This window comes from Kitasatospora sp. NPDC058032 (assembly GCF_042885845.1).
Lineage (GTDB): Bacteria > Actinomycetota > Actinomycetes > Streptomycetales > Streptomycetaceae > Kitasatospora.
Genome location: NZ_JBHVRK010000019.1, coordinates 1 through 22041, shown reverse-complemented (window position 1 = coordinate 22041; position 22041 = coordinate 1). Strand labels below are relative to the sequence as shown.

The 22041-nt window shown below is 74.7% G+C and carries 23 protein-coding genes; 15 read left to right on the top strand and 8 right to left on the bottom strand.

What is annotated here, in order from left to right; all coding sequences use genetic code 11:
- Window positions 1–625: 625 nt before the first annotated feature.
- The 8 genes from ACFVUH_RS26715 to ACFVUH_RS26680 all read left to right on the top strand — a co-directional run bounded on the left by ACFVUH_RS26715 (window position 626) and on the right by ACFVUH_RS26680 (window position 10072).
- The gene (locus ACFVUH_RS26715) at window positions 626–2407 is read left to right on the top strand and encodes an LCP family protein (RefSeq protein WP_387915747.1); all 1782 of its coding nucleotides are present in this window, start codon (window positions 626–628) and stop codon (window positions 2405–2407) included.
- A 96-nt stretch (window positions 2408–2503) separates the two neighbouring features.
- On the top strand, window positions 2504–2965 hold the full coding sequence (locus tag ACFVUH_RS26710; protein ID WP_355366889.1) for an SRPBCC domain-containing protein: 462 nt from the start codon (window positions 2504–2506) through the stop codon (window positions 2963–2965).
- A gap of 179 nt (window positions 2966–3144) precedes the next feature.
- On the top strand, window positions 3145–3936 hold the full coding sequence (locus tag ACFVUH_RS26705; RefSeq protein ID WP_387915745.1) for a VOC family protein: 792 nt from the start codon (window positions 3145–3147) through the stop codon (window positions 3934–3936).
- 112 nt (window positions 3937–4048) lie between these two features.
- Complete coding sequence (locus tag ACFVUH_RS26700; protein WP_355366883.1) at window positions 4049–4825, top strand: beta-phosphoglucomutase family hydrolase; 777 nt, start codon at window positions 4049–4051, stop codon at window positions 4823–4825.
- Window positions 4825–7236, top strand: coding sequence for a glycosyl hydrolase family 65 protein (locus ACFVUH_RS26695; protein WP_355366880.1), 2412 nt, complete (start codon window positions 4825–4827; stop codon window positions 7234–7236). Before ACFVUH_RS26700 ends, ACFVUH_RS26695 begins: the two co-directional genes overlap by 1 nt.
- Before the next feature lie 146 nt (window positions 7237–7382).
- Entirely contained in the window at window positions 7383–9095 is a 1713-nt protein-coding gene (locus ACFVUH_RS26690) for a pyruvate dehydrogenase (protein ID WP_387915870.1), read from the top strand.
- 72 nt (window positions 9096–9167) lie between these two features.
- Complete coding sequence (locus tag ACFVUH_RS26685; protein WP_355366877.1) at window positions 9168–9839, top strand: XRE family transcriptional regulator; 672 nt, start codon at window positions 9168–9170, stop codon at window positions 9837–9839.
- Between the two features lie 32 nt (window positions 9840–9871).
- The gene (locus tag ACFVUH_RS26680) at window positions 9872–10072 is read left to right on the top strand and encodes a DUF6126 family protein (RefSeq protein ID WP_355366874.1); all 201 of its coding nucleotides are present in this window, start codon (window positions 9872–9874) and stop codon (window positions 10070–10072) included.
- 64 nt (window positions 10073–10136) lie between these two features.
- Here ACFVUH_RS26680 and ACFVUH_RS26675 read toward each other — a convergent pair whose 3' ends face one another.
- Window positions 10137–11597, bottom strand: a complete 1461-nt coding sequence (locus ACFVUH_RS26675; protein ID WP_387915742.1) for a PLP-dependent aminotransferase family protein — start codon at window positions 11595–11597, stop codon at window positions 10137–10139.
- A gap of 297 nt (window positions 11598–11894) precedes the next feature.
- Between ACFVUH_RS26675 and ACFVUH_RS26670 the strand changes: the two genes are divergently transcribed.
- Window positions 11895–12788, top strand: coding sequence for a sigma-70 family RNA polymerase sigma factor (locus ACFVUH_RS26670; RefSeq protein WP_387915740.1), 894 nt, complete (start codon window positions 11895–11897; stop codon window positions 12786–12788).
- A 12-nt stretch (window positions 12789–12800) separates the two neighbouring features.
- On the opposite strand, the gene ACFVUH_RS26665 is transcribed toward ACFVUH_RS26670, so the two are convergent.
- On the bottom strand, window positions 12801–14180 hold the full coding sequence (locus ACFVUH_RS26665; protein ID WP_387915738.1) for an MATE family efflux transporter: 1380 nt from the start codon (window positions 14178–14180) through the stop codon (window positions 12801–12803).
- A 221-nt stretch (window positions 14181–14401) separates the two neighbouring features.
- Here ACFVUH_RS26665 and ACFVUH_RS26660 point away from each other — a divergent pair, with 221 nt between their 5' ends.
- Genes ACFVUH_RS26660 through ACFVUH_RS26650 form a run of 3 tightly spaced genes read left to right on the top strand, consistent with a single transcriptional unit; the run spans window position 14402 to window position 16682 of the window.
- Entirely contained in the window at window positions 14402–14773 is a 372-nt protein-coding gene (locus ACFVUH_RS26660) for a YciI family protein (RefSeq protein ID WP_355366863.1), read from the top strand.
- 41 nt (window positions 14774–14814) lie between these two features.
- The gene (locus ACFVUH_RS26655) at window positions 14815–16041 is read left to right on the top strand and encodes a DUF6596 domain-containing protein (protein ID WP_355366860.1); all 1227 of its coding nucleotides are present in this window, start codon (window positions 14815–14817) and stop codon (window positions 16039–16041) included.
- On the top strand, window positions 16038–16682 hold the full coding sequence (locus ACFVUH_RS26650) for a dihydrofolate reductase family protein (RefSeq protein WP_355366857.1): 645 nt from the start codon (window positions 16038–16040) through the stop codon (window positions 16680–16682). The genes ACFVUH_RS26655 and ACFVUH_RS26650 overlap by 4 nt, the downstream gene beginning before the upstream one ends.
- A 60-nt stretch (window positions 16683–16742) precedes the next feature.
- Here ACFVUH_RS26650 and ACFVUH_RS26645 read toward each other — a convergent pair whose 3' ends face one another.
- Window positions 16743–17213, bottom strand: coding sequence for a HEAT repeat domain-containing protein (locus ACFVUH_RS26645; protein ID WP_387915735.1), 471 nt, complete (start codon window positions 17211–17213; stop codon window positions 16743–16745).
- Window positions 17214–17370: 157 nt separating this feature from the next.
- Between ACFVUH_RS26645 and ACFVUH_RS26640 the strand changes: the two genes are divergently transcribed.
- Window positions 17371–17931 (top strand): hypothetical protein, encoded by a 561-nt coding sequence (locus ACFVUH_RS26640; RefSeq protein WP_387915734.1) that lies wholly within the window; start codon window positions 17371–17373, stop codon window positions 17929–17931.
- 12 nt (window positions 17932–17943) lie between these two features.
- Here ACFVUH_RS26640 and ACFVUH_RS26635 read toward each other — a convergent pair whose 3' ends face one another.
- Both ACFVUH_RS26635 and ACFVUH_RS26630 read right to left on the bottom strand, forming a co-directional pair.
- Window positions 17944–18474, bottom strand: coding sequence for a GNAT family N-acetyltransferase (locus ACFVUH_RS26635; RefSeq protein WP_387915732.1), 531 nt, complete (start codon window positions 18472–18474; stop codon window positions 17944–17946).
- Between the two features lie 55 nt (window positions 18475–18529).
- The gene (locus ACFVUH_RS26630; protein ID WP_387915730.1) at window positions 18530–19315 is read right to left on the bottom strand and encodes an NRDE family protein; all 786 of its coding nucleotides are present in this window, start codon (window positions 19313–19315) and stop codon (window positions 18530–18532) included.
- Window positions 19316–19539: 224 nt separating this feature from the next.
- On the opposite strand from ACFVUH_RS26630, the gene ACFVUH_RS26625 reads away from it, so the two are divergent.
- Complete coding sequence (locus ACFVUH_RS26625; RefSeq protein ID WP_387915728.1) at window positions 19540–20022, top strand: carboxymuconolactone decarboxylase family protein; 483 nt, start codon at window positions 19540–19542, stop codon at window positions 20020–20022.
- Window positions 20023–20033: 11 nt separating this feature from the next.
- Window positions 20034–20852, top strand: a complete 819-nt coding sequence (locus tag ACFVUH_RS26620) for an isocitrate lyase/phosphoenolpyruvate mutase family protein (protein WP_387915726.1) — start codon at window positions 20034–20036, stop codon at window positions 20850–20852.
- On the opposite strand, the gene ACFVUH_RS26615 is transcribed toward ACFVUH_RS26620, so the two are convergent.
- The 3 genes from ACFVUH_RS26615 to ACFVUH_RS26605 form a co-directional block, all read right to left on the bottom strand.
- Complete coding sequence (locus ACFVUH_RS26615; RefSeq protein ID WP_387915724.1) at window positions 20842–21102, bottom strand: hypothetical protein; 261 nt, start codon at window positions 21100–21102, stop codon at window positions 20842–20844. The genes ACFVUH_RS26620 and ACFVUH_RS26615 overlap by 11 nt on opposite strands.
- A 5-nt stretch (window positions 21103–21107) precedes the next feature.
- On the bottom strand, window positions 21108–21374 hold the full coding sequence (locus ACFVUH_RS26610; protein WP_380686224.1) for a hypothetical protein: 267 nt from the start codon (window positions 21372–21374) through the stop codon (window positions 21108–21110).
- A gap of 50 nt (window positions 21375–21424) precedes the next feature.
- Window positions 21425–22041 (bottom strand): cytochrome P450 (locus tag ACFVUH_RS26605; RefSeq protein ID WP_387915722.1); only part of this gene is annotated, 617 nt, incomplete at its 5' end.

Below are 22041 nucleotides of genomic sequence, written 5' to 3'. Positions count from 1 at the left end.
CCGGGCCTTCGTCGTGCCCGGGGCCGTCCGGAGCGCCGCAGGACCCGGCCGCCGAGACGGCGGACCTCGCGACGGGACTCGGGCTGCCGGCGGGTCTGACCGGCTCCCCGGCGCCGGCCGTCCGGCGCGAGGCGTCCGGCCGGGCCTCCGAAGCCGCCCGGCTGTGGAGCGCGTTCCTCGACTCCGGTCCGGGGGAGGGCGCGGACCACACCGAACGGGCCTTGTTCCGCCTGGTGTTGGGGCTGGGAGCGGTCCTGGAGCCCGCCGCTCCACCGGGGCCACCGCAACCGCCGGCGCCGCTGCGCCGGTCGACCTCCCACGTGACCCGCGACCGGTGGTCGCCGGCCGCCGCCGCCGGCCCCGGCGGCGCCCGGATCGGCAAGGAGCAGCGCTGAGCGTTCCGGTGCGGGAATCACCCGGGGGCAATCATCGCTTTGTATGATCCACGAGGGTCTGTTGGGGGACGACGGACCGGCTGGGGGGCTGTGGGGGCGTTATTTCGGGGGAGTTCGTCGGTTATTGCGACCGTCGTATGTGCAACCCGAGAACCGCCTCGACCGTCTCTCTGTGTGCAACGCGTCCGGACCAAGGGGGGCGCGGCGTCCCGGCGGTGAAAGGTGCAGGCATGTCAGGTCAGTGGGGCGAGGGTGCGGCTCGCGGTGACGACGCGTCCGGCGCGGCCACGGCCGACGGGGCGAACTCCGCGGCGGTGCCCGCGCCGCGGCCGGGCGGCCGTGCCGAGGCCCGCCGCGCCGCCCAGGGCAAGGCCGGTGCCGCCCAGGGCGCGCCCCCGGCGGCGCCCGGCGGTCGGGCGGCGGCCAGGGCGGCGGCGCGCAAGCCGAAGTGGGGCGCCAAGAAGATCGTGGCCTGGTCCGCCGCCGGGGTGCTCGTCCTACTGGCGGGCACCGGCGGGCTGATCTACTACAAGCTGAACGGCAACATCAAGTCCTTCGACGCGGACGCGATAGCCCCGGACCGCCCGCCGGAGGCGCAGGCCGACTCGGACGGCAACAAGCCGGTCAACGTGCTGATGATCGGCTCCGACAGCCGCGGCAAGAACAACTCCGACCTCGGCGGCGGCGAGGAGGGCGGCGCCCGCTCGGACACCACGATCCTGCTGCACGTCTACGCCGACCACAAGCACGCCGTCGGCATCTCCGTACCGCGCAACGCGATGGTGGCCATCCCGTCCTGCAAGCTGCCCAGCGGCAAGTGGACCAAGGGCGAGAACAGCCAGCTGTTCAACGCGGCGTTCTCCACCGGCGGCTCCGACGACGGCAATCCCGCCTGCACCCAGAACACCGTGGAGAAGCTCACCGGGATTCGCGTCGACCACACCATCGTGGTCGACTTCTCGGGCTTCTCGGCGATGACCAAGGCGGTCGACGGGGTGGACGTCTGCCTGCCGCAGGACATCCACGAGGGCGACATCAACCCGAACCTCCCCAAGAAGGGCAACGTGGTCCTGAAGAAGGGCCCGCAGAAGGTGGAGGGCCAGCAGGCGCTCGACTACGTGCGACTGCGCCACGGCATCGGCGACGGCTCCGACATCGGCCGGATGAAGCGCCAGCAGGCCTTCATCAGCTCGCTGGCCTCCAAGATCAAGAAGCAGGGCCTCAACCCGACCACCATGCTGCCGCTGGCCGACGCCGCCACCAAGTCGCTGACCGTCGACCCCGGCCTCGACAGCGCCGACAAGCTGATGTCCTTCGGCCTGTCGCTGCGCAACATCGACCTGCACGACCTCAAGTTCGTCACCCTGCCCTGGCGCTACCGCACCCAGGACAAGAACATCGACATCGTCCAGCCGGACGCCGGCAGGCTCTTCGACACCCTCAAGGCCGACCGGACCATCGACGGCCAGAACGCCACCGGCGAGCAGCCCGCGGAGGCCGCCCCGCCGACCGCCCCGGCGGACCCGGGCACCCCGGCCGCCACCGCCGCCGTGACCGCCTCCGCCTCCCCGCTCGCCACCGACGCCGCCAACAAGAACATCAGGGTGTCCGTCCTCACCGGCACCACCGCCGCCGGCATGGCCGGCAAGGCGACCGAGCAGCTCAAGGCGGCCAAGTTCACCGCCACCCCCGGGGGCCGGGCGGACAACACCAAGTACACGACCACCATGGTCCAGTACGGCTCCGGGCAGAAGGCGAACGCCGAGAAGGTCGCCGCGGTGTTCCCCGGCGCGATCGTCGAGCCCGGCACCTCGGCGGGCGTCACCGTGATCGTCGGCAAGGACTTCGCGGCGGCCAACGGCGCCACGGTTGCCGCGAGCGCCGCCGCGAGCTCCTCGGCGGCCCCGTCCGCCCCCGGAACGCCCGCCCCGCTGCCCACCAGCGTGACCGGCGACGCCCGCTCGGCCGACGACGACATCTGCGCCAACACCACCTACGGCTCCGGCGGCTGAGCGGGCGGGCGCTCCGGGGCGCGGCGCCTGCGGGCCCGTGCCATGGTGGGCCTGTCGCACACGCCGGGGGGAGCCGCAGGCCCGAAAGGCGGAACCATGGCCGAGATCGCCCTGGAGCTCGACATCGCCGCACCGCCGGCCGTCGTGCTGGCCGCGCTGACCACCCACGACGGGCTGACCTCCTGGTGGACGACCGATGTGGAGCGGGAGGACGACGTGCTGCTGTTCGACCTCCCGGACGACCCCGAGCCCTACCGGCTGCGGCGTGAGCGCACCGGCCCGGACCGGGTGGTGTGGACGAACGCCGGGGCCTTCCCGCCGCACTGGGCCGGCACCTGGATCAGCTGGGACCTCGCCGACCGGCCCGACGAACGCGGCGAGCCCGGCCACCGCACCCGGCTGCTGCTGCGGCACGGCGGCTGGCAGCCCGGCAGCGAGGAGGGCGTGCCGCTGGTGGCCGGCACCTGGGCGCAGCTGCTCGTCCGGCTCAAGGACTACGCGCAGAGCGGCGAGCCGCGGCCGCTGTTCACCGAGGGCGGCCACCACCACGCGCCGTGACCGCCCGCACGTCCGCCGGTGAGCGTCCGGCCGGCGGCGACCCGCCGGGACGCCGTCCGGTGGCGGGATCGCGGAGGCCCGGCGATCGTGGGCGGTGTACGGCCGTCGGCCGCGCGGCCCCACCGCCCGCGCCGCCCCGGCGGCCCCGCGGCGGACGACCATCGCTTGGAGGCCAAGGAATGCCCGTAGTCACCGCACCGTACAAGCCCGGCACCCCCTGCTGGGTGGACCTGACGACGAGCGACCAGCAGGCCGCGCTCGACTTCTACCGCGACCTGTTCGGCTGGCAGGGCGAGGTCGGCCCGGCCGAGTTCGGCGGTTACGCCGTGTGCTCGCTGAACGGCAAGCCGGTCGCCGGGATCATGTCCCGCTCCGAGGCCGGGGAGTCCGGGCAGCCGCTGCCGCCGGTCTCCTGGACCACCTACCTCGCCACGGACGACGCCGACGCCGCCGCGCTGGCCGTCGTCGGTGCCGGCGGTGCGATCATCCACCCGGTGGTGGAGGTCGGCGGCACCGGCCGGATGCTGGTCGCCGCGGACCCGACCGGCGCGGTGTTCGGCGTCTGGCAGAAGCTGGAGTTCATCGGCGCGGGCATCGTCAACGAGCCGGGCTCGCTGGTCTGGAACGAGCTCAACACCACCGACACCGCCGCGGCCGGCCGCTTCTACCAGCAGGCGTTCGGGCTGCGCCCGGGGACCATCCAGGGCATGGAGGGCTTCTACTCGCTCAACGTCGGCGACCACACCGTGGGCGGCATGCAGCCGGTCGCCGGGTACCTGGCGCCGGGCACGCCCTCGCACTGGATGGCCTACTTCTCGGTGGACGACACCGACTCCACGGTGGACGCCCTGGTCAAGGCCGGCGGCTCGGTGATCCAGCCGCCGTTCGACATGCAGGCCGGGCGGATGGCCGTGGTGCGGGACCCGCAGGGCGCGGTCTTCTCGGTCACCTCCACCCCGGACTCGCCCTGAGCGGCCGGTTCCGGCCGCCCCCCGGCCCGTGTCGAACGAACCGCCGCCCGTTCCCGCGACGCGCCGCCGGGAATGGGCGGCACGGCGCGCGCGGACGGGGGAGACTGCACCCATGCTGGGGCTACCGGACGACATCCGCGCTTTCCTCTTCGACCTCGACGGGGTGCTCACCCAGACCGCCACGGTGCACGCCGCGGCCTGGAAGGACACCTTCGACGCCTTCCTGCGGGCCGAAGCGGCCCGCACCGGCGGGCCGTTCACCCCGTTCGACGCCGTCACCGACTACGACGCCCACGTGGACGGGCGGCCGAGACTCGACGGCACCCGCTCCTTCCTGCACAGCCGGGGCGTCGACCTGCCCGAGGGCACCGACGACGACCCGCCGGGCGCCCGCACCGTGCACGGTGTGAGCCGGGCCAAGAACGACACCGTGCTGCGGATGATCCGCGAGCAGGGCGTCGCCCCGTACGACGGCTCGGTCGCCTACGTGCGCCGGCTGCGCGCGCTCGGCCTGCCCACCGCCGTCGTGTCGTCCAGCGCCAACTGCCGGGACGTGCTGCGGGCGGCGGGCATCGAGGGCTTCTTCGACGTGATCGTGGACGGCGTCGTCGCCAAGCGCGAGGGCCTGCCGGGCAAGCCCGCGCCGGACACCTACCTGGCCGCCGCCCGGGCACTGGGCGTCGAGCCCGCGCACGCCGCCGTGTTCGAGGACGCGCTGGCCGGGGTCGCCTCCGGCCGGGCGGGCGGCTTCGGCGCGGTGGTCGGCGTCGACCGCACCGGCCAGGCCGCCGAACTGCGCCGCGACGGAGCCACCGTGGTCGTCCGCGACCTCGCCGAGCTGATCCCCGACCACCCGCAGCAGCCCGAGAAGCCGGAGGCGTCGTCGTGATGAGCGGACAGGAGCAGCCCTTCGCCGTCGACCCCTGGCAGGTCGTCGAACACGGCCTCGACCTCACCTCGCCGGCCCGCGCCGAATCCGTCTTCGCGCTCTCCAACGGCCACATCGGCCTGCGCGCCAACCTCGACGAGGGCGAGCCCCACGGCCTGCCCGGCACCTACCTCAACGGCGTCTTCGAACTGCGCCCGCTGCCCTACGGCGAGGGCGGCTACGGCTACCCGGAGTCCAGCCAGAGCGTCATCAACGTCACCAACGGCAAGATCATCCGATTGCTGGTCGACGACGAGCCCTTCGACCTGCGCTACGGCGAACTGCTCAGCCACCGCCGCTGGTTGGACTTCCGCGAGGGCCTGCTGCGGCGCTCCGCCGAGTGGACCTCCCCGGCCGGGCGGACCATCAAGGTCGACTCCACCCGGCTGGTCTCGCTCACCCAACGGGCCGTCGCCGCCGTCGAGTACACCGTCGAGGCGGTGGACGGCCCGGTGCGGATCGTGCTGCAGAGCGAGCTGGTCGCCAACGAGCAGCTGCCCGGCGGCCCCGAGGGCGACCCGCGGGCCGCCGCCGTGCTGGAGGCCCCGCTGCTCGCCGAGGTCAACCACGCGGGCGGCACCAAGGCGGTGCTGGTCCACCGCACCCGCTACAGCGGCATCCGGGTCGCGGCCGGCATGGACCACGTGATCGAGGGCCCGGAGCGGCTGGACACCGTCGCCGAGGCGGAGGCCGACCACTGCCGGATCAGCGTCACCACCGTGCTGAACCCCGGCGAGCGGCTGCGGCTGGTGAAGTTCATGGCCTACGGCTGGTCGGCGACCCGCTCGCTGCCGGCCGTCCGGGACCAGGTCGAGGCCGCGCTGACCGCCGCCCGGTACACCGGCTGGGACGGTCTGGTCTCCGAACAGCGGGAATTCCTCGACGAGTTCTGGGAGACCAGCGACATCGAGATCGAGGGCGACGTCGAACTCCAGCAGGCCGTCCGGTTCGCCGTCTTCCACGTGCTCCAGGCCGGTGCCCGCAGCGAGGAACGCGCCATCCCCGCCAAGGGGCTGACCGGTCCCGGCTACGACGGCCACAGCTTCTGGGACACCGAGGCCTTCGTACTGCCGGTGCTCACCTACTGCCTGCCGGCCGCCGTCAACCAGGCGCTGCGCTGGCGGCACACCACGCTCCCGCTGGCCCGTGACCGGGCCGTCCAACTCGGCCTGGCCGGCGCGGTGTTCCCGTGGCGGACGATCCGCGGCGAGGAGTGCTCGGGCTACTGGCCGGCCGGCACCGCCGCCTTCCACATCGGCGCGGACATCGCGGCCGCCGCCGCCCGCTACGTCCGCGCCACCGGGGACACCGAGTTCGAGCGGGACTACGGGCTGGAACTGCTCGTCGAGACCGCCCGGATGTGGCGCTCGCTGGGCCACCACGACTCCGTCGGCCGGTTCCGCATCGAGGGCGTCACCGGCCCGGACGAGTACAGCGCCGTCGCGGACAACAACGTCTACACCAACCTCATGGCGCAGACGAACCTGCGCGCCGCCGCCGAGGCCGCCGCCCGGCACCCGGGCAAGGCCGCCGAACTCGGCGTCAACACCGAGGAGACCGCCGCCTGGCGGGACGCCGCGGCCGCGATGTTCATCCCGTACGACGAGAACCTCGGCGTCCACCCGCAGGCCGACGGCTTCACCGACCACCAGGTCTGGGACTTCGAGAACACCCCGCCGGAGAACTTCCCGCTGCTGCTGCACTACCCGTACTTCGACCTGTACCGCAAGCAGGTGGTCAAGCAGGCCGACCTGGTGCTCGCCATGCAGGTCCGCGGCGACGCCTTCACCGACGAGCAGAAGGCCCGCAACTTCGCCTACTACGAACGGCTGACCGTCCGCGACTCCTCGCTCTCCGCCTGCACCCAGGCGGTGATCGCCGCCGAGGTCGGGCAGCTCGACCTCGCGTACGACTACACCGCCGAGGCCGCCCTGATGGACCTGCACGACCTCGGCGGCAACACCCGCGACGGCCTGCACATGGCCTCGCTCGCCGGGGCCTGCATCGCCCTGGTGGCCGGCTTCGGCGGGCTGCGCGACCACGGCGAGGTGCTCTGGTTCCGGCCCCGGCTGCCCATCGGGCTGATGCGGCTCAGCTTCTCGCTGCTGGTCCGCGGGCAGCTGCTGGGGGTGGAGATCGACCACGACCGGACCACCTACACGCTGCGCCGGGGCGAGGTGATCCACCTGCGGCACGACGGCGAGACGGTCCAGGTGAAGGCGGGCCGCCCGGTCTCGGTGCCCACCACCACCCCGCCCGCCCAGGAGCGCTGCAGCCAGCCCCCCGGCCGCGAACCGGCCCGCCGCCAGGCCCAGGCGGGCCTCTCCACCGGCCGGATCACCTCCGGCCCCGACCACCTCGCCGCCGAGTAGCACCGCCACCGCCCCGCCCCCGCGAGCCCCGGCCCCCCTCACCCGTCCGGCCCACCCCGGGTGCGGGGGGTCCGGCGCCGACGGACGGTGCTGGTGTCGCGCGTCCCCGGCGTCAGGAGATCCCCGTGGTGAGTGTCGCCGAGCAGATGGTCGAGGTGCTCCGGCAGGCCGGGGTCGAACGCGTCTACGGCGTGGTCGGCGACAGCCTCAACCCCGTCGTGGACGCGATCCGCCGGGCGGAGGGCATCAGCTGGGTGCACGTCCGCAACGAGGAGGCCGGCGCCTTCGCGGCCGCCGCCGAGGCCGAGCTGACCGGCCGCCTCGCGGTCTGCGCCGGCTCCTGCGGTCCCGGCAACACCCACCTCATCCAGGGCCTCTACGACGCCCAGCGCAGCGGCGTCCCGGTGCTCGCCCTCGCCTCGCACATCCCCTCCGGCCAGATCGGCACCGGCTTCTTCCAGGAGACCCACCCCGAACGGGTGTTCACCGACTGCAGCAGCTGGTGCGAGATGCTCTCCACCCCCGGCCAGCTGCCCCGCCTGCTGCGGGTCGCGATCCAGCACGCGCTGGGCGCCCGCGGCGTCTCCGTGCTGGCCTTCCCCGGCGACGTCGCCGCGCTCTCCGCCACCCGTCCGACCGGTACCAGCCACTACCTCACCGAGCAGGCCGTCGCCGCCCCGCCCTGGTCCCAGGTGCAGGAGCTCGCGGGCGCGCTCAACAGGGCGCACCGGGTCGCCCTGTTCTGCGGCGCCGGCGTCCGCTCCGCGCACGCCGAGGTGCTGGAGGTCGCGGCCGTCCTGCACGCGCCGGTCGGGCACTCCCTGCGCGGCAAGGAGTGGATCCAGTACGACAACCCGTACGACGTCGGGATGAGCGGACTGCTCGGCTACGGCGCCTGCCACGAGGCGCTGCACTCCGCCGACCTCGTCGTGCTGCTCGGCACCGACTTCCCGTACGACTCCTTCCTGCCCCAGGCCCGCACCGTCCAGGTCGACCACGACGCCACCCGGCTCGGCCGCCGCACCGCCCTCGACCTCGCGGTGCACGGCGACGTCTCGGCCACCCTGCGCGCCGTGCTGCCGCTGCTGGAGCAGAAGCGCGACCGCTCGTTCCTGGACGACATGCTGCGCCGCCACTGCCGCGCCCTGGAGGGCGTGGTCGGCGCGTACACCAAGGACATCGAGAAGCACCTGCCGATCCACCCCGAGTACGTGGCCTCGGTGCTGGACGAGGTGGCCGCCGACGACGCGGTGTTCACCGTCGACACCGGCATGAACAACGTCTGGGCCGCCCGGTACCTGCAGCCCAACGGCCGCCGCCGGGTGATCGGCTCCTTCCTGCACGGCTCGATGGCCAACGCGCTGCCGCACGCGATCGGCGCCCAGCTCGCCTTCCCCGGGCGCCAGGTGGTGGCGATGGCGGGCGACGGCGGCCTGTCGATGCTGCTCGGCGAGCTGCTCTCGGTGGCCAAGCACCGGCTGCCGGTGAAGACGGTGGTCTTCAACAACGGCGCGCTCGGCATGATCAAGCTGGAGATGCTGGTCTCCGGCTACCCGGAGTCGGAGATCGACAACGGCGACGTCGACTACGCCGGGATCGCCCGGGCGATGGGCATCCCGGCCAAGCGGGTCACCGAGCCGGCCCGGGTGCGGGAGGTGCTGGCGGAGGCGCTGGAACGGCCCGGTCCGGCGCTGGTGGACGTGGTCACCGACGCCAACGCGCTGTCCATCCCGCCGCACATCACGGCCGCCCAGGTGAAGGGCTTCGCGCTGGCCGCCGGGCGGACGGTGCTCTCCGGCGGCGTCGGCCGGATGATCGACCTGGCCCGGTCCAACCTCAGGAACATTCCCCGCCCGTAGCGGGCTCACACGCGGCTTTGCCTGAGAGGCAAGAAAATTGCCCAGGCGGCACGCGAGGTGTCCACTGGACACATGACCACCAGCCCAGCCGGTCCCCAGCCCGAGGCTTCCACCGCCCCCGCCGCTCCCGTCGCCCCCGTCGAGGAGCACGAGCTGCAGGAGGTGGCCGGCCTCGCCGCGCGGCTGCGCGACCACCGGCTCGGCAGCCGCCTCACCCTGGAGGTCGCCGCCGCCCGGATCGGTCTGTCCCCAGCCTACTTGTCCCGACTGGAGACCGGACGCCGGCAGCCCTCACTGCCCGTCCTGCTCGGCCTCGCCCGCGCCTACGGCACCTCCGTCTCCGGCCTGCTCGGCGAGACCTACACCGAGCCGGACCCGGTGGTGCGCGGCGGCGCGATCGAACCCGGTCGCGCCGGCGGCTGGGGCTACCGCCGCACCGGCGCCCCCGGCCGGGCCATGCAGGCGCTGCGCGTGCACGTCCCCCCGGGCGTGCAGGACGCCGTGGTCCGCGTCCACCCCGGCGAGGAGTGGCTGTACGTCCTCCAGGGCCGGCTGAAGCTGACCCTCGGCGAACGCGTCCACCTGCTCGAGGAGGGCGACTCCGCCCACTTCGACTCGCTCACCCCGCACTGCATCGCCGCCGACTCCTCGTCCGGAGTCGAACTGCTCTTCATGCACACCCTGCTGCAGAGCCCCGGCGGCGAACTCTGCCTCGGTGGCGGCCCCGCCGCCCCGCACCACTGACCCGACGTCAGGAAACCCGGAGGATGATCCCGATGGCCGAGACCGCCGCAACCCCCGCCGCGACCGCCCTGCCCGCCCCGGACACCAGGGACGAGAACGCGCCGAAGACCATGGACGCGGGCAAGTGGGCCAACCGCCGCGTCTACCACCGCCTGGTGATCTACACCGCCGGCATCCACATCTTCGCCGGCTTCATCATGCTCCTGTTCGAACTGGGCAGCCGCAACAAGTAACCCCTCCGTCCCAGGCCGCCGAGGCCCACCCCGGCGGCCTCCGGCCTGCTGCGACGCGGGTGCCTCAGGCCGTGCGCAGCACCGCGCAGAGGGCGTCGAGGGCGGCGGGGAAGGCGTGGTCGGGCGGAGTGGCGTAGCCGACGACCAGGGCCGGCGGGGCGTCCGCGGCGGCGTGCTCGGTGAGGTACCAGCCGAGGCCGGTGAGGACCAGGCCGGCGGCGCGGGCGCGGCTCACCAGCTCCGCTTCCGGGCGGGAGCCGGGCGGCAGCTCCAGGACGGCGTGCAGCCCGGCGGCGATGCCGGTGACCCGGACGTGCGGGGCCCGTTCGGCGAGCGCCGCGACCAGGAGGTCCCGGCGGCGCCGGTAGTGCAGCCGGCAGCGCCGCACGTGCCGGTCGTAGCGGCCCGAGGTGATCAGTTCGGCGAAGGTGAGCTGGTCGATCACCGGGCTCATGGTGTCCGCCAGGTCCTTGAGCCGGCCGACCGGTTCGACCAGTTCGTCGGGCAGTGCCAGCCAGGCCAGCCGCAGACCGGGCGCGAGGCTCTTGGCGGCGGTGCCGCCGTACACCACGCGGTCCGGGTCGAGCGCCTGCATCGCGCCGAGCGGCTGCCGGTCGTAGCGGAACTCGCCGTCGTAGTCGTCCTCGATCACGTACCCGTCGTGCTCGCGGGCCCAGCGGACGGCGGCCGAGCGGCGCTCGGCGGCCAGGGCGGCGCCGGTCGGGAACTGGTGCGCGGGGGTGAGCAGCACCGCCCCGACCCGTTCCCCGGTCAGCCCGGCCAGCAGGTCCGTCCGCGCCCCGGCGCAGTCCAGCGGCAGCGGCGCGAGGCCGAGCCCGGCCGCCCGCAGGACGTCCCGCTGCGGCGGCAGCCCGTACGTCTCGACGGCCACCCGCCCGGCCCCGCGTTCGCGCAGGGCGGTGGCCAGCAGGCCGAGGCCCTGGCCGAAGCCGGCACAGATCAGCAGCCGGTCCGGATCGGTGCGCACGCCCCGCACCCGGGCCAGGTAGTCGGCGAGCGCCCGGCGCAGCTCGATCCGCCCCAGCGGGGAGCCGTAGTCGAAGGCCTCGTGCGGGGCGACGGCCAGCGCCCGGCGGGCACTGGCCAGCCAGGCGGTGCGGGGGAACAGCGAGAGGTCCGGCCGCCCGGCGAGCAGGTCGTGCCGCCCGGTGGGGCGGCGGCCCGCCGCCACCTCGACGGTGCGGCCGGCGGGCCGGGGCGCGGGGCGTTCGGCGACCGTCGTCCCGGAGCCCTGCCGGGAGCTGAGCCAGCCTTCGGCGGTCAGCTGCCCGTACGCCTCGACGACGGTGTTCCGGGCGATCCCGAGGTCCTCGCCGAGCGCCCGGGAGGACGGCAGCCGGGTGCCGGGTGCGAGCCGCCCGTCCTGGACGGCCTCGCGCAGCGCGTCCTCCAGGGCCGCGCGCAGTCCGGCCCCGGCGGCGCGCCGTTCGCCGAGGTCGAGGTGCAGGTCTCCGCCGAACGCGGTCCAGGGGGCGGCGGCGCGGGTGGTTCGGGGGCGGCTCATGGCGGGATTATCGCCGCAACCCCCGCCGCCCCCGGATCGTCCGATGCATCCCGCCCGACGCGCGACCGCGGTGGGGGATGGCGAACACGGCGTACCAGGACGGGAGTTCGGCGGTTCCGCAGCGAAGGCGGCGACCCGGCCGCGGGGCGCCCCTCCGGCGGCCCGGCCGCGTCGGCCCGCGGCCCACGCCGGCCCTGAGGCCACCCGTCCCCCGGCCCGGTGCGCGCGTGTTCGCGTCACGAGGAGCGGCTAACGTCCGTCAGTGAACCGACGGATCCCGACGCGAGGGTGTGGCAGATGAACGGGGAAGACCTTCTGGCCGAGCGCTTCGAGCAGCACCGGCCCCATCTCCGGGCGGTCGCCTACCGGATGCTCGGCTCGCTCAGCGAGGCCGAGGACGCCGTCCAGGAGACGTGGTTCAAGCTGAGCCGTACGGACGTCGGCGGGGTCGTCAACGTGGGCGGCTGGCTGACCACCGTGACCGGCCGGGTCTGCCTGGACCTGCTGCGCTCCCGCGCCGCCCGGCGCGAGGACCCGCTGCAGGAGCAGGACGGCCGGGAGGTCCGGCTGCCCGATCCGATCATCGGCGGGGCGCGGGCCGTCGACCCGGAGCAGGAGATCCTCACCGCCGACTCGGTCGGCATCGCGCTGATGATCGTGCTGGAGACGCTGGCCCCGGCGGAGCGGCTGGCGTTCGTGCTGCACGACCTGTTCTCGGTGCCGTTCGACGAGATCGCCCCGATCCTCGGCCGCACCTCCGCCTCCACCCGCCAGCTCGCCAGCCGGGCCCGCCGCCGCGTCCAGGGGGCCGCGCCCGTGCCGGACGCCGATCTGGCGCTGCGCCGCGAGGTGGTGGAGGCGTTCCTGGCCGCCGCCCGCGGCGGGGACTTCGACGCGCTGCTCACCGTCCTCGACCCGGACGTGGTGGCCCGCTCCGACGGCGGCGCCCTGCGCCCGGCCACCTTCCGGCGCGGCGCGAACGAGGTGGCGGCCGGGGCGAGCCTCTTCGGCACGCAGTTCGCCGGGGAGTCCCGCCCGGTGCTGGTCAACGGCGAACCGGCGGTGGCCGCGTTCGCCGACGGCCGCCCGGTCTCGCTCGCCGCGTTCACGGTGCGCGGCGGCAGGATCGTCGAGCTGAACATCTTCACCGACCCGGAGCGCCTGGAGCGCCTCGGCCTGTCGGCGGCCTGACGCCCGGGGCCCTCACTCCGGGTGGCTGCTCCACCGGCGGTCCGGCCGCCGGTGGAGCAGCCACCACAGCACCGTCCAGCAGACCGTGACGCCCAGACAGGCCCCGGCCGTCATGGTCAGGTACAGCGGGTCGGTGGAGTGCCGGGCCGCGCTCAGCCGCCCGCCCACGGCGATCACGGCGCCGAAGTACACGAGGTTCAGCGCGAACGCGACGATGCCGTGTCCGGTCTGCTCCAGCAGGGTCAGCGCGGTCAGCGCCAGCGCCGTGCAGCCGAACGACGGCCCGGCCAGCTGGAGGAAGCGCACGGCCTGCCCGGCGGTGGCCGGGTCGTCGGAGAGCCGGGCGGCCAGCGGCGCGCCCGCCGTCCACAGCACCGCCGTCACGCCGAGGTAGCAGCCCGCGGTCAGCAGGCCGCCGGAACGCACGGCCCGCCGGGCGGCGGTCCGGTCACCGGCCGCGGCCGCCTGGTTGACCAGGATCGCGATCGCGGAGCCGAACCCCACGGCCGGGACGACCACCGCGCTCTGCAGCGTCGAGCCGAGCGTGAACCCGGCCACCGCGCCCGGGCCGAACGGGGAGACCACGCGCAGCATGGCCAGGTTGACGGCGCAGAGCAGCAGGAACGAGGCACCGACCGGCACCCCGACGGACAGCGCCGCCGCCCGCACCTCGCCCCGGCTGCCCTCTTCCCGGCCCCCGGCGGCCCGTCGCGGCGATGCCGCCCGCAGCCATGACGCCCGCCGCAGTCCCGCCCGCCGCAGCAGCACCGCGCCGAGCAGCAGCTCCACCACCCCGGCCACCAGGGCGGAGACCGGCAGCGCGGTCAGCCCCCAGCCCGCCCCGAGCCCCAGCCCGCCGACCCCGGCCAGCAGCAGGCCCGCAGAGGTGAGCGTCAGCAGCATCCCCCGCCCGGTCGCGCCGGAGCCCCGCAGCACGGCCGCGCACAGCTCGCCCAGCGCGCCGACCGCGTTCACCGCCACCATCGCGGCCAGCAGGGCGAGGAACGGCGTCCGGTCGGCGGCGGGCACGTCGAGCAGCGCCCCCAGCGGCCCGGCGCCCGCCAGGACGACGACGCCGCACACCAGGTAGCAGCCCGCGCCGAGCCGTGCCGCGGCGGCGAGGTGGCCGGGCAGGTCGGCGCGCCGCCCGCTCCCGGTGGCGCGCGCGGCCACCACCTGGAGTGCGGTCGAGAGGCCGACGTTCAGCGCCACCAGCAGGAAGGCGACCGGCGTGTAGAGCGACCGCAGGTAGAGCGCGTGCCCGCCGGCCGCGCCCAGCATCGCCGCCACCGCGAACTGCGCGCCGAGGGCGATCGCCTCGCTCAGCGCGACGGGCGCGGCGAAGCCCGCGATCCGGCGGACGGTCGGTGGCGGCACGGTCGTCTGTGTCATGGCTCCCCCGCCCGTTCGCACGTCGTCCGCCGAGCATGCCGAATTTCCGGCCCCGCACGGAAGCCCGGACGCACCCGCCGCCCGTCTCCGGAGCGCCCGGCGCCGAGGTGGGAAAAGATGTCGGGAAATCTTGCCGATGGATGTCGAGACCCCGGCGGTCCGCTCCGACCGAGGGGTGAGAGCGTGCCGCGAGGGGCACGCGGGACGGGAGGACACCCGAGATGAAGTACGTCGCCATGATCTACGGCAACCAGGCGAAGTGGGACGCGTTCCCGGCCGAGGAGTGGCCGGCCGCGATCGCCAAGCAGGAGGCGTTCAACACCAAGTACCGGGAGACCGGCGAGCTGTTCGGCGCCTACGGCCTGGCGGACGCCGCCGCGGCCCAGCTGGTGCGGCGCGCGGACGGTCTGCCGGCGGTCACCGACGGGCCGTACCTGGAGACCAAGGAGTACATCGCCAGCTTCTACCTGCTGGACTGCGAGAGCCTGGAGCGCGCCCAGCAGATCGCCGCCGACATGCCGTTCGCGGACGTCGAGCCGGTCGAGCTGTGGCCGATCCTGCACGAGTCCCCGGCCCCCTCGGCGGACGTGTGAACGGCGGCCGACCGCCCGCCCCGGGGGGCCTGGAGGGCCTGTTGCGCGATCTCGCGCCCCAGGCCCTCGGGGCGCTGGTGCGCCGCCACGGGCGGGGACAGTTCGACGCCTGCGAGGACGCCGTCCAGGAGGCGCTGCTGGCGGCCGCCACCCAGTGGCCGGTCGAGGGGATGCCGGAGAACCCGCGGGGCTGGCTGGTGACGGTCGCCGGACGGCGGCTGACCGACGCCGTGCGCAGCGAGGCGGCCCGCCGGCGCCGCGAGGACGCGCTGCTCCTCGCCACACCGCAGTCCGCGCTGCTCAGCCCCCCGCCGGACGCGGCGCCCGCCGCCGACCGGGACGACTCGCTGCACCTGCTCTTCCTCTGCTGCCACCCGGACCTGTCCGCACCCAGCCGGATCGCGCTCACCCTGCGGGTCGTCGGCGGCCTCGGCACGACGCAGATCGCGGCGGCGTTCCTGGTGCCGGAGGCGACGATGGCGCAGCGGATCAGCCGGGCGAAGCAGACCGTCCGGACCGCCGGGCTGCCCGCCGGGCAGCTCTCGGAACGGCTCGCCGAGGTCCGCCAGGTGCTCTACCTGATCTTCAACGAGGGCTACACGGCGAGCAGCGGCGACGACCTCACCGCGCCGGAACTCTCCGCCGAGGCGATCCGCCTGACCCGTCTGCTGCTCCGGTTGGTCCCGGACGACGCCGAGACGGCGGGCCTGCTCGCCCTGATGCTGCTCACGGACGCCCGCCGTCCGGCGCGCACGGGGCCGGGCGGGGAGCTGGTGACGCTGGCGGAGCAGGACCGTTCGCTGTGGGACCCCGCGCTGATCGAGGAGGGGGTGGCGCTGGTCAGCCGCACCCTCCCGCGCGGCCGGGTGGGTCCGTACCAGCTCCAGGCGGCGATCGCGGCCGTCCACGACGAGGCGCCGGACGCCGGGTCGACGGACTGGCCGCAGATCCTGGTGCTCTACGACCTGCTGCTGGCCCGGTTCGGCGAGAACCCCTTCATCGCCCTCAACCGGGTGGTAGCGCTGGCGATGGTCGGGGGACCGGAGGCCGGGCTGGCCGCCCTCGCCCCGCTGGAGGCGGACAAGCGGTTCGCCCGCCACCACCGCCTGTTCGCCACCCGGGCGCACCTCCTGGAACTCCTCGGCGACCCGACGGCGGCGGACGTCTACCGCGAAGCCGCCCGCCGTGCCACCAGCGCCCCGGAACGCCGCCACCTGACCGAGAACGCCCGCCGGCTGCAGGCCGGCGCGGATCGGAGGAACACATGAGTCAACTTCTGCGGGTCCAGAACTTCAACGTCTCGGCCGACGGCATCGGCGCCGGCGAGGACCAGACCCTGGAGCGGCCGTTCGGCCACGTCCGGCCGGAGGAGCTGTTCTCCTGGGCCGGCGCCACGGCGAGCTGGCCGATGCGCACCGACCCGGGCGGCAGCCGGGGGCTGGACGACTACCTGACCCGCGACTACGCCCGCAACATTGGTGCCGAGATCATGGGCCGCAACAAGTTCGGCCCCCAGCGCGGCCCCTGGGAGAACCTGGAGTGGCAGGGCTGGTGGGGGGACGAGCCGCCGTTCCGCACCCCGGTGTTCGTCCTGACCCACCACCCGCGGCCCTCGATCACCCTCTCCGACACCACGTTCCACTTCGTCGAGGGCGACCCGGCCGCGATCCTGGGGCAGGCGAAGGAGGCGGCCCGGGGCAAGGACGTCCGCCTGGGGGGCGGGGTGACCACGATCAGGCAGTTCCTGGACGCCGACCTGGTCGACACCCTGCACGTGGCGGTCTCGCCGGTGAAGCTCGGGACCGGGCTGAAGCTCTGGGAGTCCCCGGACGAGCTGCGCGACCGCTTCCACCTGGACGTCGTGCCCAGCCCGAGCGGGGTGACGCACCACCTGTTCTGGCGGAAGTAGGACGGAGGTCGGGGGCCCCGGGCAGTCCGGGGCCCCCGCGCCACCGTGGCCGGCGAGGCGCTACGCCTTCGGGCGGGTGCGCCGGTGGATGCTCCCGCCGGGGACGTACCAGCCGGCCACCTTCCGGACGGTCGGGCTGGGGTCGTGGGCCTGCGCCGAGCGCAGGGCCGCCAGGGCGTCCGCGCTGGTGTGAACGAACTTGCCGACGAGCTCGACGGCCCTGGCCCGGACGTGCGGATCGGGATCGGCGGCCAGATGCCGGATCCCGGGCGCGAGAACCCGGTCCGCGCCCGGCGCACAGGTGTCGCCCTTGCAGCGGTCACAGGCCAGCGCATGGAACGCGGCGATCCGGACGCGGGCGTCGGGATCGTCGGCCATGGTGATCAGTTGGTCCATGGAGTCGACGTCGACCAGGTGGTCGAGGAGCCGGCAGCACCCTTCGCGGACCGCGGCGTCCTCGTGGGAGAGCCCGCCGCGGATCGCGTCGAGCGCTTGGTCACCGCGGCGCAGCAGTTCCCGGTACGCCGCCACAGTGCGTTGTGCATCGCCCAAGCACGAGACGAGGGCTTCGTTGTCCGTTCTGACGAATCCCAGCATCCCCCCAGGGTGACGACGAACGGTGCTCCCGGCAAAGGGTTTCGGGCCCGCCGGCTTCCTGCGCCGTCACGGCGGGGATAGCGTGATCATCATGACGGAGCTGGAAGAACTGGTCCTGACCCCTGACGAGCGCGCCCGAGGGGTCCGGGTCGACGGCGTGATGTTCGGCATGGACTGGTCCGGCGAGGAGACCCCGGGCGAGCTGGCGGCGTTCGTGGCCGGGCGGGTGCGGGCCTTCGGGGTGGATCCGGCGGGCGTCGACACCGGCGACCTCTACCGCGCGGCCGAGGCCGGTCCGACGCTGAACCGTGGCGACTTCCCGGTCCGCCAGCTCGACCACCTCTCCGGGGTGCTGGCGGACCTCGGGTGCACGCTCGCGGTGTGGGAGGACGGCACCGACACCTACGAGCTGCTGGTCGCGCTGACCGGTGGGCGCGAGCTGGCCGGGCTGACGCACGAGGACCTTCCGGTGCGGGCCTGGGGCTCGGAACCCGAGGGGACCCTGGTCAGCCTGAACTGCCCGAGCTGCTCGCAGATGCTGGTCTGGGAGCTGCCGCCGACCGAGACCCTGGCCGGCGAACAGTGCGAGTGCGGGGCCCCGCTGTTCGACGCCGCCGGCGGTCCACTGCCCGGCGTCACGCTGCACGACTGAGCCGGCGGGCCCTCAGGCCTTCCACTCCTCGGCGAGGAGCCCGAGCAGCACCTCGTCCAGGAACTCGCCCATCACCCAGGCCGAGGAGCGCAGCACGCCCTCGCGGACGAAGCCGTTGCGCTCGGCGGCGCGCAGCATCGCGGTGTTGTCGGCCAGCGTCTCGATCTGCAGCCGCTGCAGGCCGCGCACCACGAAGCCGTAGTGGCACAGCGTCGCGACCACGTCGGTCCCGTAGCCCTTGCCGCGGGTGGAGGGCAGCAGCCCGAGCCCGATGTGGGCGGTCCGGTGGTGGGTGTCGATGCCCCACAGCGTCGCCGTGCCGACCAGCGTGCCGCCCGCCAGTTCCACCACGGAGAAGGGGACGTGCGCCTGCTGCGTGTCGTCCACCACGAGTCGCGGGTCGTTGGAGCCGGGCGTGATCGGCCGCCACGGCCGGCCTTCGGCCCGCGCGGAGTTGACCACGTCGTCGTAGAGTTCGGCCAGCAGGATCGGGATGTCTTCCTGGTGCCGGGCCCGCAGCCCGATCTTGTCGCCTCGAAGCATGCCGACTTCCTATCCGACGGATCGTCAGTCGGCAAACGAATTTGTCCGGCCGCGCCTACAGTTCCACCCGCCGCCAGCCCTCGTCGGCGCCGTCCGGCTCCACGGGGAGGGCGGCGAAGTCGTAGCGGACGGTCCCGGCGCCGAGGGCCAGCAGCGAGATCGAGGACGAGCCCCAGATCCGGCCGTCCCCGAACTCGCGCCGCTGGACCAGCGCGGCGGGGTCGTCGAGCGCCAGCCCGTCGCCGGTGGCGATCGGCAGCCAGCGGCCCCACGCCTGCTCGGCGGTCGCGGCGCCGGGGTGCGGCTGCGGCCGGGGTTCGGTGGCGAAGCGGGCCCGGAAACGGGCGGCGCGGGCGGCCATCAGGGTGCGGATCCGCTCGGAGGCGGTGCGGTTCTCGGCCAGTCCCTCCGGCCCGTCGTTGAGGACGACGCTCAGGCCGGTCGGCAGCTCCACCTCGGCGAGCCGGCTGCCGCTCCCGCCCCAGCTCAGCACCTGGGCGCCGGTGGGTCGGACGACCACCAGGTGGAACGGGTCGTAGCGGTCGAGGTCCAGGTCGCCGACCCGGCCGCCCCGGACGGCGAGCAGCGGCAGTTCACCGCGCGACAGCCGCGCCTGGGCCGGTGCCAGGGTGCCGAAACCGTTCAGCAGGCACGCGGCGACAGGCCCCGGACCGCCCGGCTCCACCGCGAGCCAGGTTCCGCCCGCGACCAGGTCCAGTCCGCCGACGGCCGACGGCTGCGCGGGCCAGTGCCGCCCGGGCGGTGCCCACCGCCGTCCGGCGTACTCGTCCCGCACCGACAGCAGCAGCACCGGCACCGCCGCCGTCGGCTCGATGCTCACGAACGCCGTGCACACGTTCCGTCCCCCTGACCTCGTCCGCACCACCCTCCCCGCGATCCTCGCACGCCCGTTCGCCGACCGGGAGTGGTCGCGCTCTTCCGCCCGACCGTCCGGTCGTGCCACACTCCCTGCCCACGTCCCGGCCGCGGTGTGCGAAGTGGCCCATGATTCCGGTGGCCGAACGTACCGGGACAGTGGGCCGCCGGGTTCCTAGGCTGGGGGACATGACGACGACGAACGACAGCACCGAAGCCACCGTGTCAGCCCCGGCGCAGCGGATCTCCCTTCCCGACCTGGCGCCCGACTACTACAAGGCGATGATCGCCTTGGAGCGCGCCGCTCGGCAGGGCCTGGACCCGGTGCTCGCCGAGCTGGTCAAGGTGCACGCCTCGATGATCAACGGCTGTGCGTTCTGCATCGACATGCACTCCACCGACGCGCTCAAGAACGGCGAGCAGCAGCACCGCCTGCTCTCCCTCCCCGCCTGGCGCGAGACCTCCTGGTTCACCGCCAGGGAGCGCGCGGCCCTCGCGCTGACCGAGTCGGTCACCCTGCTCACCCAGGGGCACGTGCCGGACGCCGTCTACGCCGAGGCCGCCGCCCACTTCGAGCAGGCCGAGCTGGCCCAGCTGATCGCGGTGATCACCACCATCAACGCCTGGAACCGGATCGGCGTGACCTCCCGGCTCAGCCCGGCCGCGAAGTAGGGGCCGCGGCGATGAGCGCCGAACAGCGCGACAAGGCCCGCCGCCTGCACGAACTCCACCGCCCCGGCGCACCGCTGGTGCTCGCGAACGTGTGGGACGCGCTGGGCGCCCGCCTGGTCGCGGCCACCGGGGCGCCGGCCCTCGCCACCGCCAGCGCGAGCGTCAGCTGGGCGCTCGGCAGCGCCGACGGCGACGCCGCCGACCGGGACGCGGTGCTGGCGCAGACCGCGCTGGTGGTCCGCGCGGCCGGGGCGCTGCCGGTCACCGCGGATCTGGAGAGCGGGTTCGCCGACACCGCCGCCGGCGTCGGCGGGACGGTCGCCGAACTGCTCGCCACCGGCGCGGTGGGCGTCAACCTGGAGGACGGCGACCGGCCCGCGGCCGAGGCGGCCGAGCGGATCGCCGCCGCCCGGGCGGCGGCGGACGCGGCCGGTGTGCCGCTGTTCGTCAACGGCCGCACCGATGTCTTCCTGCGGCGGCTCGGCGCGCCGGAGGGGCGCCTGGACGAGGCGGTGGCCCGGCTGCGGGCCTACGTCGAGGCGGGCGCGGACGGCGTGTTCGTGCCGGGGGTGGCCGACCCGGCGGTGATCGCCGCGCTGGTCGAGGCCGTGCCGGCGCCGCTGAACGTGCTGGCGGGACCGGGCTCGCCGTCGGTGCCGGAGCTGGCGGCGCTGGGCGTGGCCCGGGTCAGCCTGGGGCCGGGCCTGGCGAAGGCGGCGTACGCGGCGGTGCGCCGCGCCGCCGAGGAGGTGTACACGGGCGGGACGTACACCGCGCTCGACGGCGGGCTGGACTACGGGGAGCTGCAGAGGCTCTACGTCACCGGGTGAGCGAGCCCACCGTTCCCGCGACGTGGTCGAGCGCGGTGCCGCCGGAGCAGCGGGTGGGGCCGGCGGCGTGGCTGCCGAGCGCCGGGACGACCGCCACCTCCTGGAGGCAGGTCGCGGCGGCGCCGAAGTCCCGGGCGGGCGCGGGTACCGGCGCGGGTACTGGCGCGTCCGCGGGCGCGGAGGCGAACGCGGGCGCCGGCGCGACGGCCAGCGCCAGCGCGCCCAGCACGAGCGCCGCGGGCCGCCGCACGCCGGTCACAAGCCCTGCCCGATCTGGCCGCTGAGGCCCGGGTGGGTCATCTGACCGGTGCCGATGGCCTCGATCTCGGTGGCGGCCTTGCCGACCAGCGGCAGATCCTTCGCCTTGTGGATGACGAGGTCGGCGGGGGACAGGGTGAGCCCGTTGGACAGGCCACCGAGCGCGTCGGGGGAGGACGCGGTGGAGGTGGCGGCGGACGCGGCGGGCGCGGCGGCGGCGAGACCGGCCAGGGTGAGGGCGGCCAGGGTGGCGAGTTTCTTCATGAACCCCCCAACGACCCGGGCCGCCCTCGGTCACTCGGCGGCGACGGGGCTCAGACGGTCACCCGCAGCGTCCGCACGCTGTTGCTGACGAACGAGCCGATCGGCTCCGGCGTCGGCCCGTCCGCGAGCGCCAGCGCGGGGAAGCGCTCGAACAGCAGCCGCAGCGCCGTCTCGGCCTCCAGCCGGGCGAGCCCGGAGCCGAGGCAGAAGTGCGGGCCGTGCCCGAAGGACAGGTGCCGGTTCGGCTGCCGGGTGAGGTCGAAGCGGTCCGCGTCCGGGAAGTGGGCGTCGTCGCGCCCGGCGGCCGCGTAGGAGGCGAGCAGCGCCTCGCCCCGCCGGATCACCGTGTCGCCGACCGGGATGTCCTTGGTCGCGTAGCGGAGCGGGAACTGCCCGACCGGCGAGTCGTACCGCAGCGTCTCCTCGACGGCCGCCGACCACGGCACCGTGCCGTCCAGCACCAGCCGCAGCTGCTCGGGGTGGGCGAGCAGGGCGCGGACGGCGTTGGTGATCAGGTTGAGCGTGGTCTCGTGGCCGGCCACCAGCATCAGCAGCAGGGTGCCGACCAGCTCGCTCTCGCTGAGCCGGTCGTCGTCCTCGCGGGCGGCGATCAGGGCGGTGGTGAGGTCGTCGCCGGGCTCGGCCCGCTTGGCGGCGACCACCGAGG

What these genes read in the sequence shown, in the direction of transcription:
- ACFVUH_RS26715 (WP_387915747.1), top strand. Translation starts at nt 626, where the DNA reads ATGTCAGGTCAGTGGGGCGAGGGTGCGGCTCGCGGTGACGACGCGTCC.
- ACFVUH_RS26710 (WP_355366889.1), top strand. Translation starts at nt 2,504, where the DNA reads ATGGCCGAGATCGCCCTGGAGCTCGACATCGCCGCACCGCCGGCCGTC.
- ACFVUH_RS26705 (WP_387915745.1), top strand. Translation starts at nt 3,145, where the DNA reads ATGCCCGTAGTCACCGCACCGTACAAGCCCGGCACCCCCTGCTGGGTG.
- ACFVUH_RS26700 (WP_355366883.1), top strand. Translation starts at nt 4,049, where the DNA reads ATGCTGGGGCTACCGGACGACATCCGCGCTTTCCTCTTCGACCTCGAC.
- ACFVUH_RS26695 (WP_355366880.1), top strand. Translation starts at nt 4,825, where the DNA reads ATGAGCGGACAGGAGCAGCCCTTCGCCGTCGACCCCTGGCAGGTCGTC.
- ACFVUH_RS26690 (WP_387915870.1), top strand. Translation starts at nt 7,383, where the DNA reads ATGGTCGAGGTGCTCCGGCAGGCCGGGGTCGAACGCGTCTACGGCGTG.
- ACFVUH_RS26685 (WP_355366877.1), top strand. Translation starts at nt 9,168, where the DNA reads ATGACCACCAGCCCAGCCGGTCCCCAGCCCGAGGCTTCCACCGCCCCC.
- ACFVUH_RS26680 (WP_355366874.1), top strand. Translation starts at nt 9,872, where the DNA reads ATGGCCGAGACCGCCGCAACCCCCGCCGCGACCGCCCTGCCCGCCCCG.
- ACFVUH_RS26675 (WP_387915742.1), bottom strand. Translation starts at nt 11,597, where the DNA reads ATGAGCCGCCCCCGAACCACCCGCGCCGCCGCCCCCTGGACCGCGTTC.
- ACFVUH_RS26670 (WP_387915740.1), top strand. Translation starts at nt 11,895, where the DNA reads ATGAACGGGGAAGACCTTCTGGCCGAGCGCTTCGAGCAGCACCGGCCC.
- ACFVUH_RS26665 (WP_387915738.1), bottom strand. Translation starts at nt 14,180, where the DNA reads ATGACACAGACGACCGTGCCGCCACCGACCGTCCGCCGGATCGCGGGC.
- ACFVUH_RS26660 (WP_355366863.1), top strand. Translation starts at nt 14,402, where the DNA reads ATGAAGTACGTCGCCATGATCTACGGCAACCAGGCGAAGTGGGACGCG.
- ACFVUH_RS26650 (WP_355366857.1), top strand. Translation starts at nt 16,038, where the DNA reads ATGAGTCAACTTCTGCGGGTCCAGAACTTCAACGTCTCGGCCGACGGC.
- ACFVUH_RS26640 (WP_387915734.1), top strand. Translation starts at nt 17,371, where the DNA reads ATGACGGAGCTGGAAGAACTGGTCCTGACCCCTGACGAGCGCGCCCGA.
- ACFVUH_RS26635 (WP_387915732.1), bottom strand. Translation starts at nt 18,474, where the DNA reads ATGCTTCGAGGCGACAAGATCGGGCTGCGGGCCCGGCACCAGGAAGAC.
- ACFVUH_RS26625 (WP_387915728.1), top strand. Translation starts at nt 19,540, where the DNA reads ATGACGACGACGAACGACAGCACCGAAGCCACCGTGTCAGCCCCGGCG.
- ACFVUH_RS26620 (WP_387915726.1), top strand. Translation starts at nt 20,034, where the DNA reads ATGAGCGCCGAACAGCGCGACAAGGCCCGCCGCCTGCACGAACTCCAC.
- ACFVUH_RS26610 (WP_380686224.1), bottom strand. Translation starts at nt 21,374, where the DNA reads ATGAAGAAACTCGCCACCCTGGCCGCCCTCACCCTGGCCGGTCTCGCC.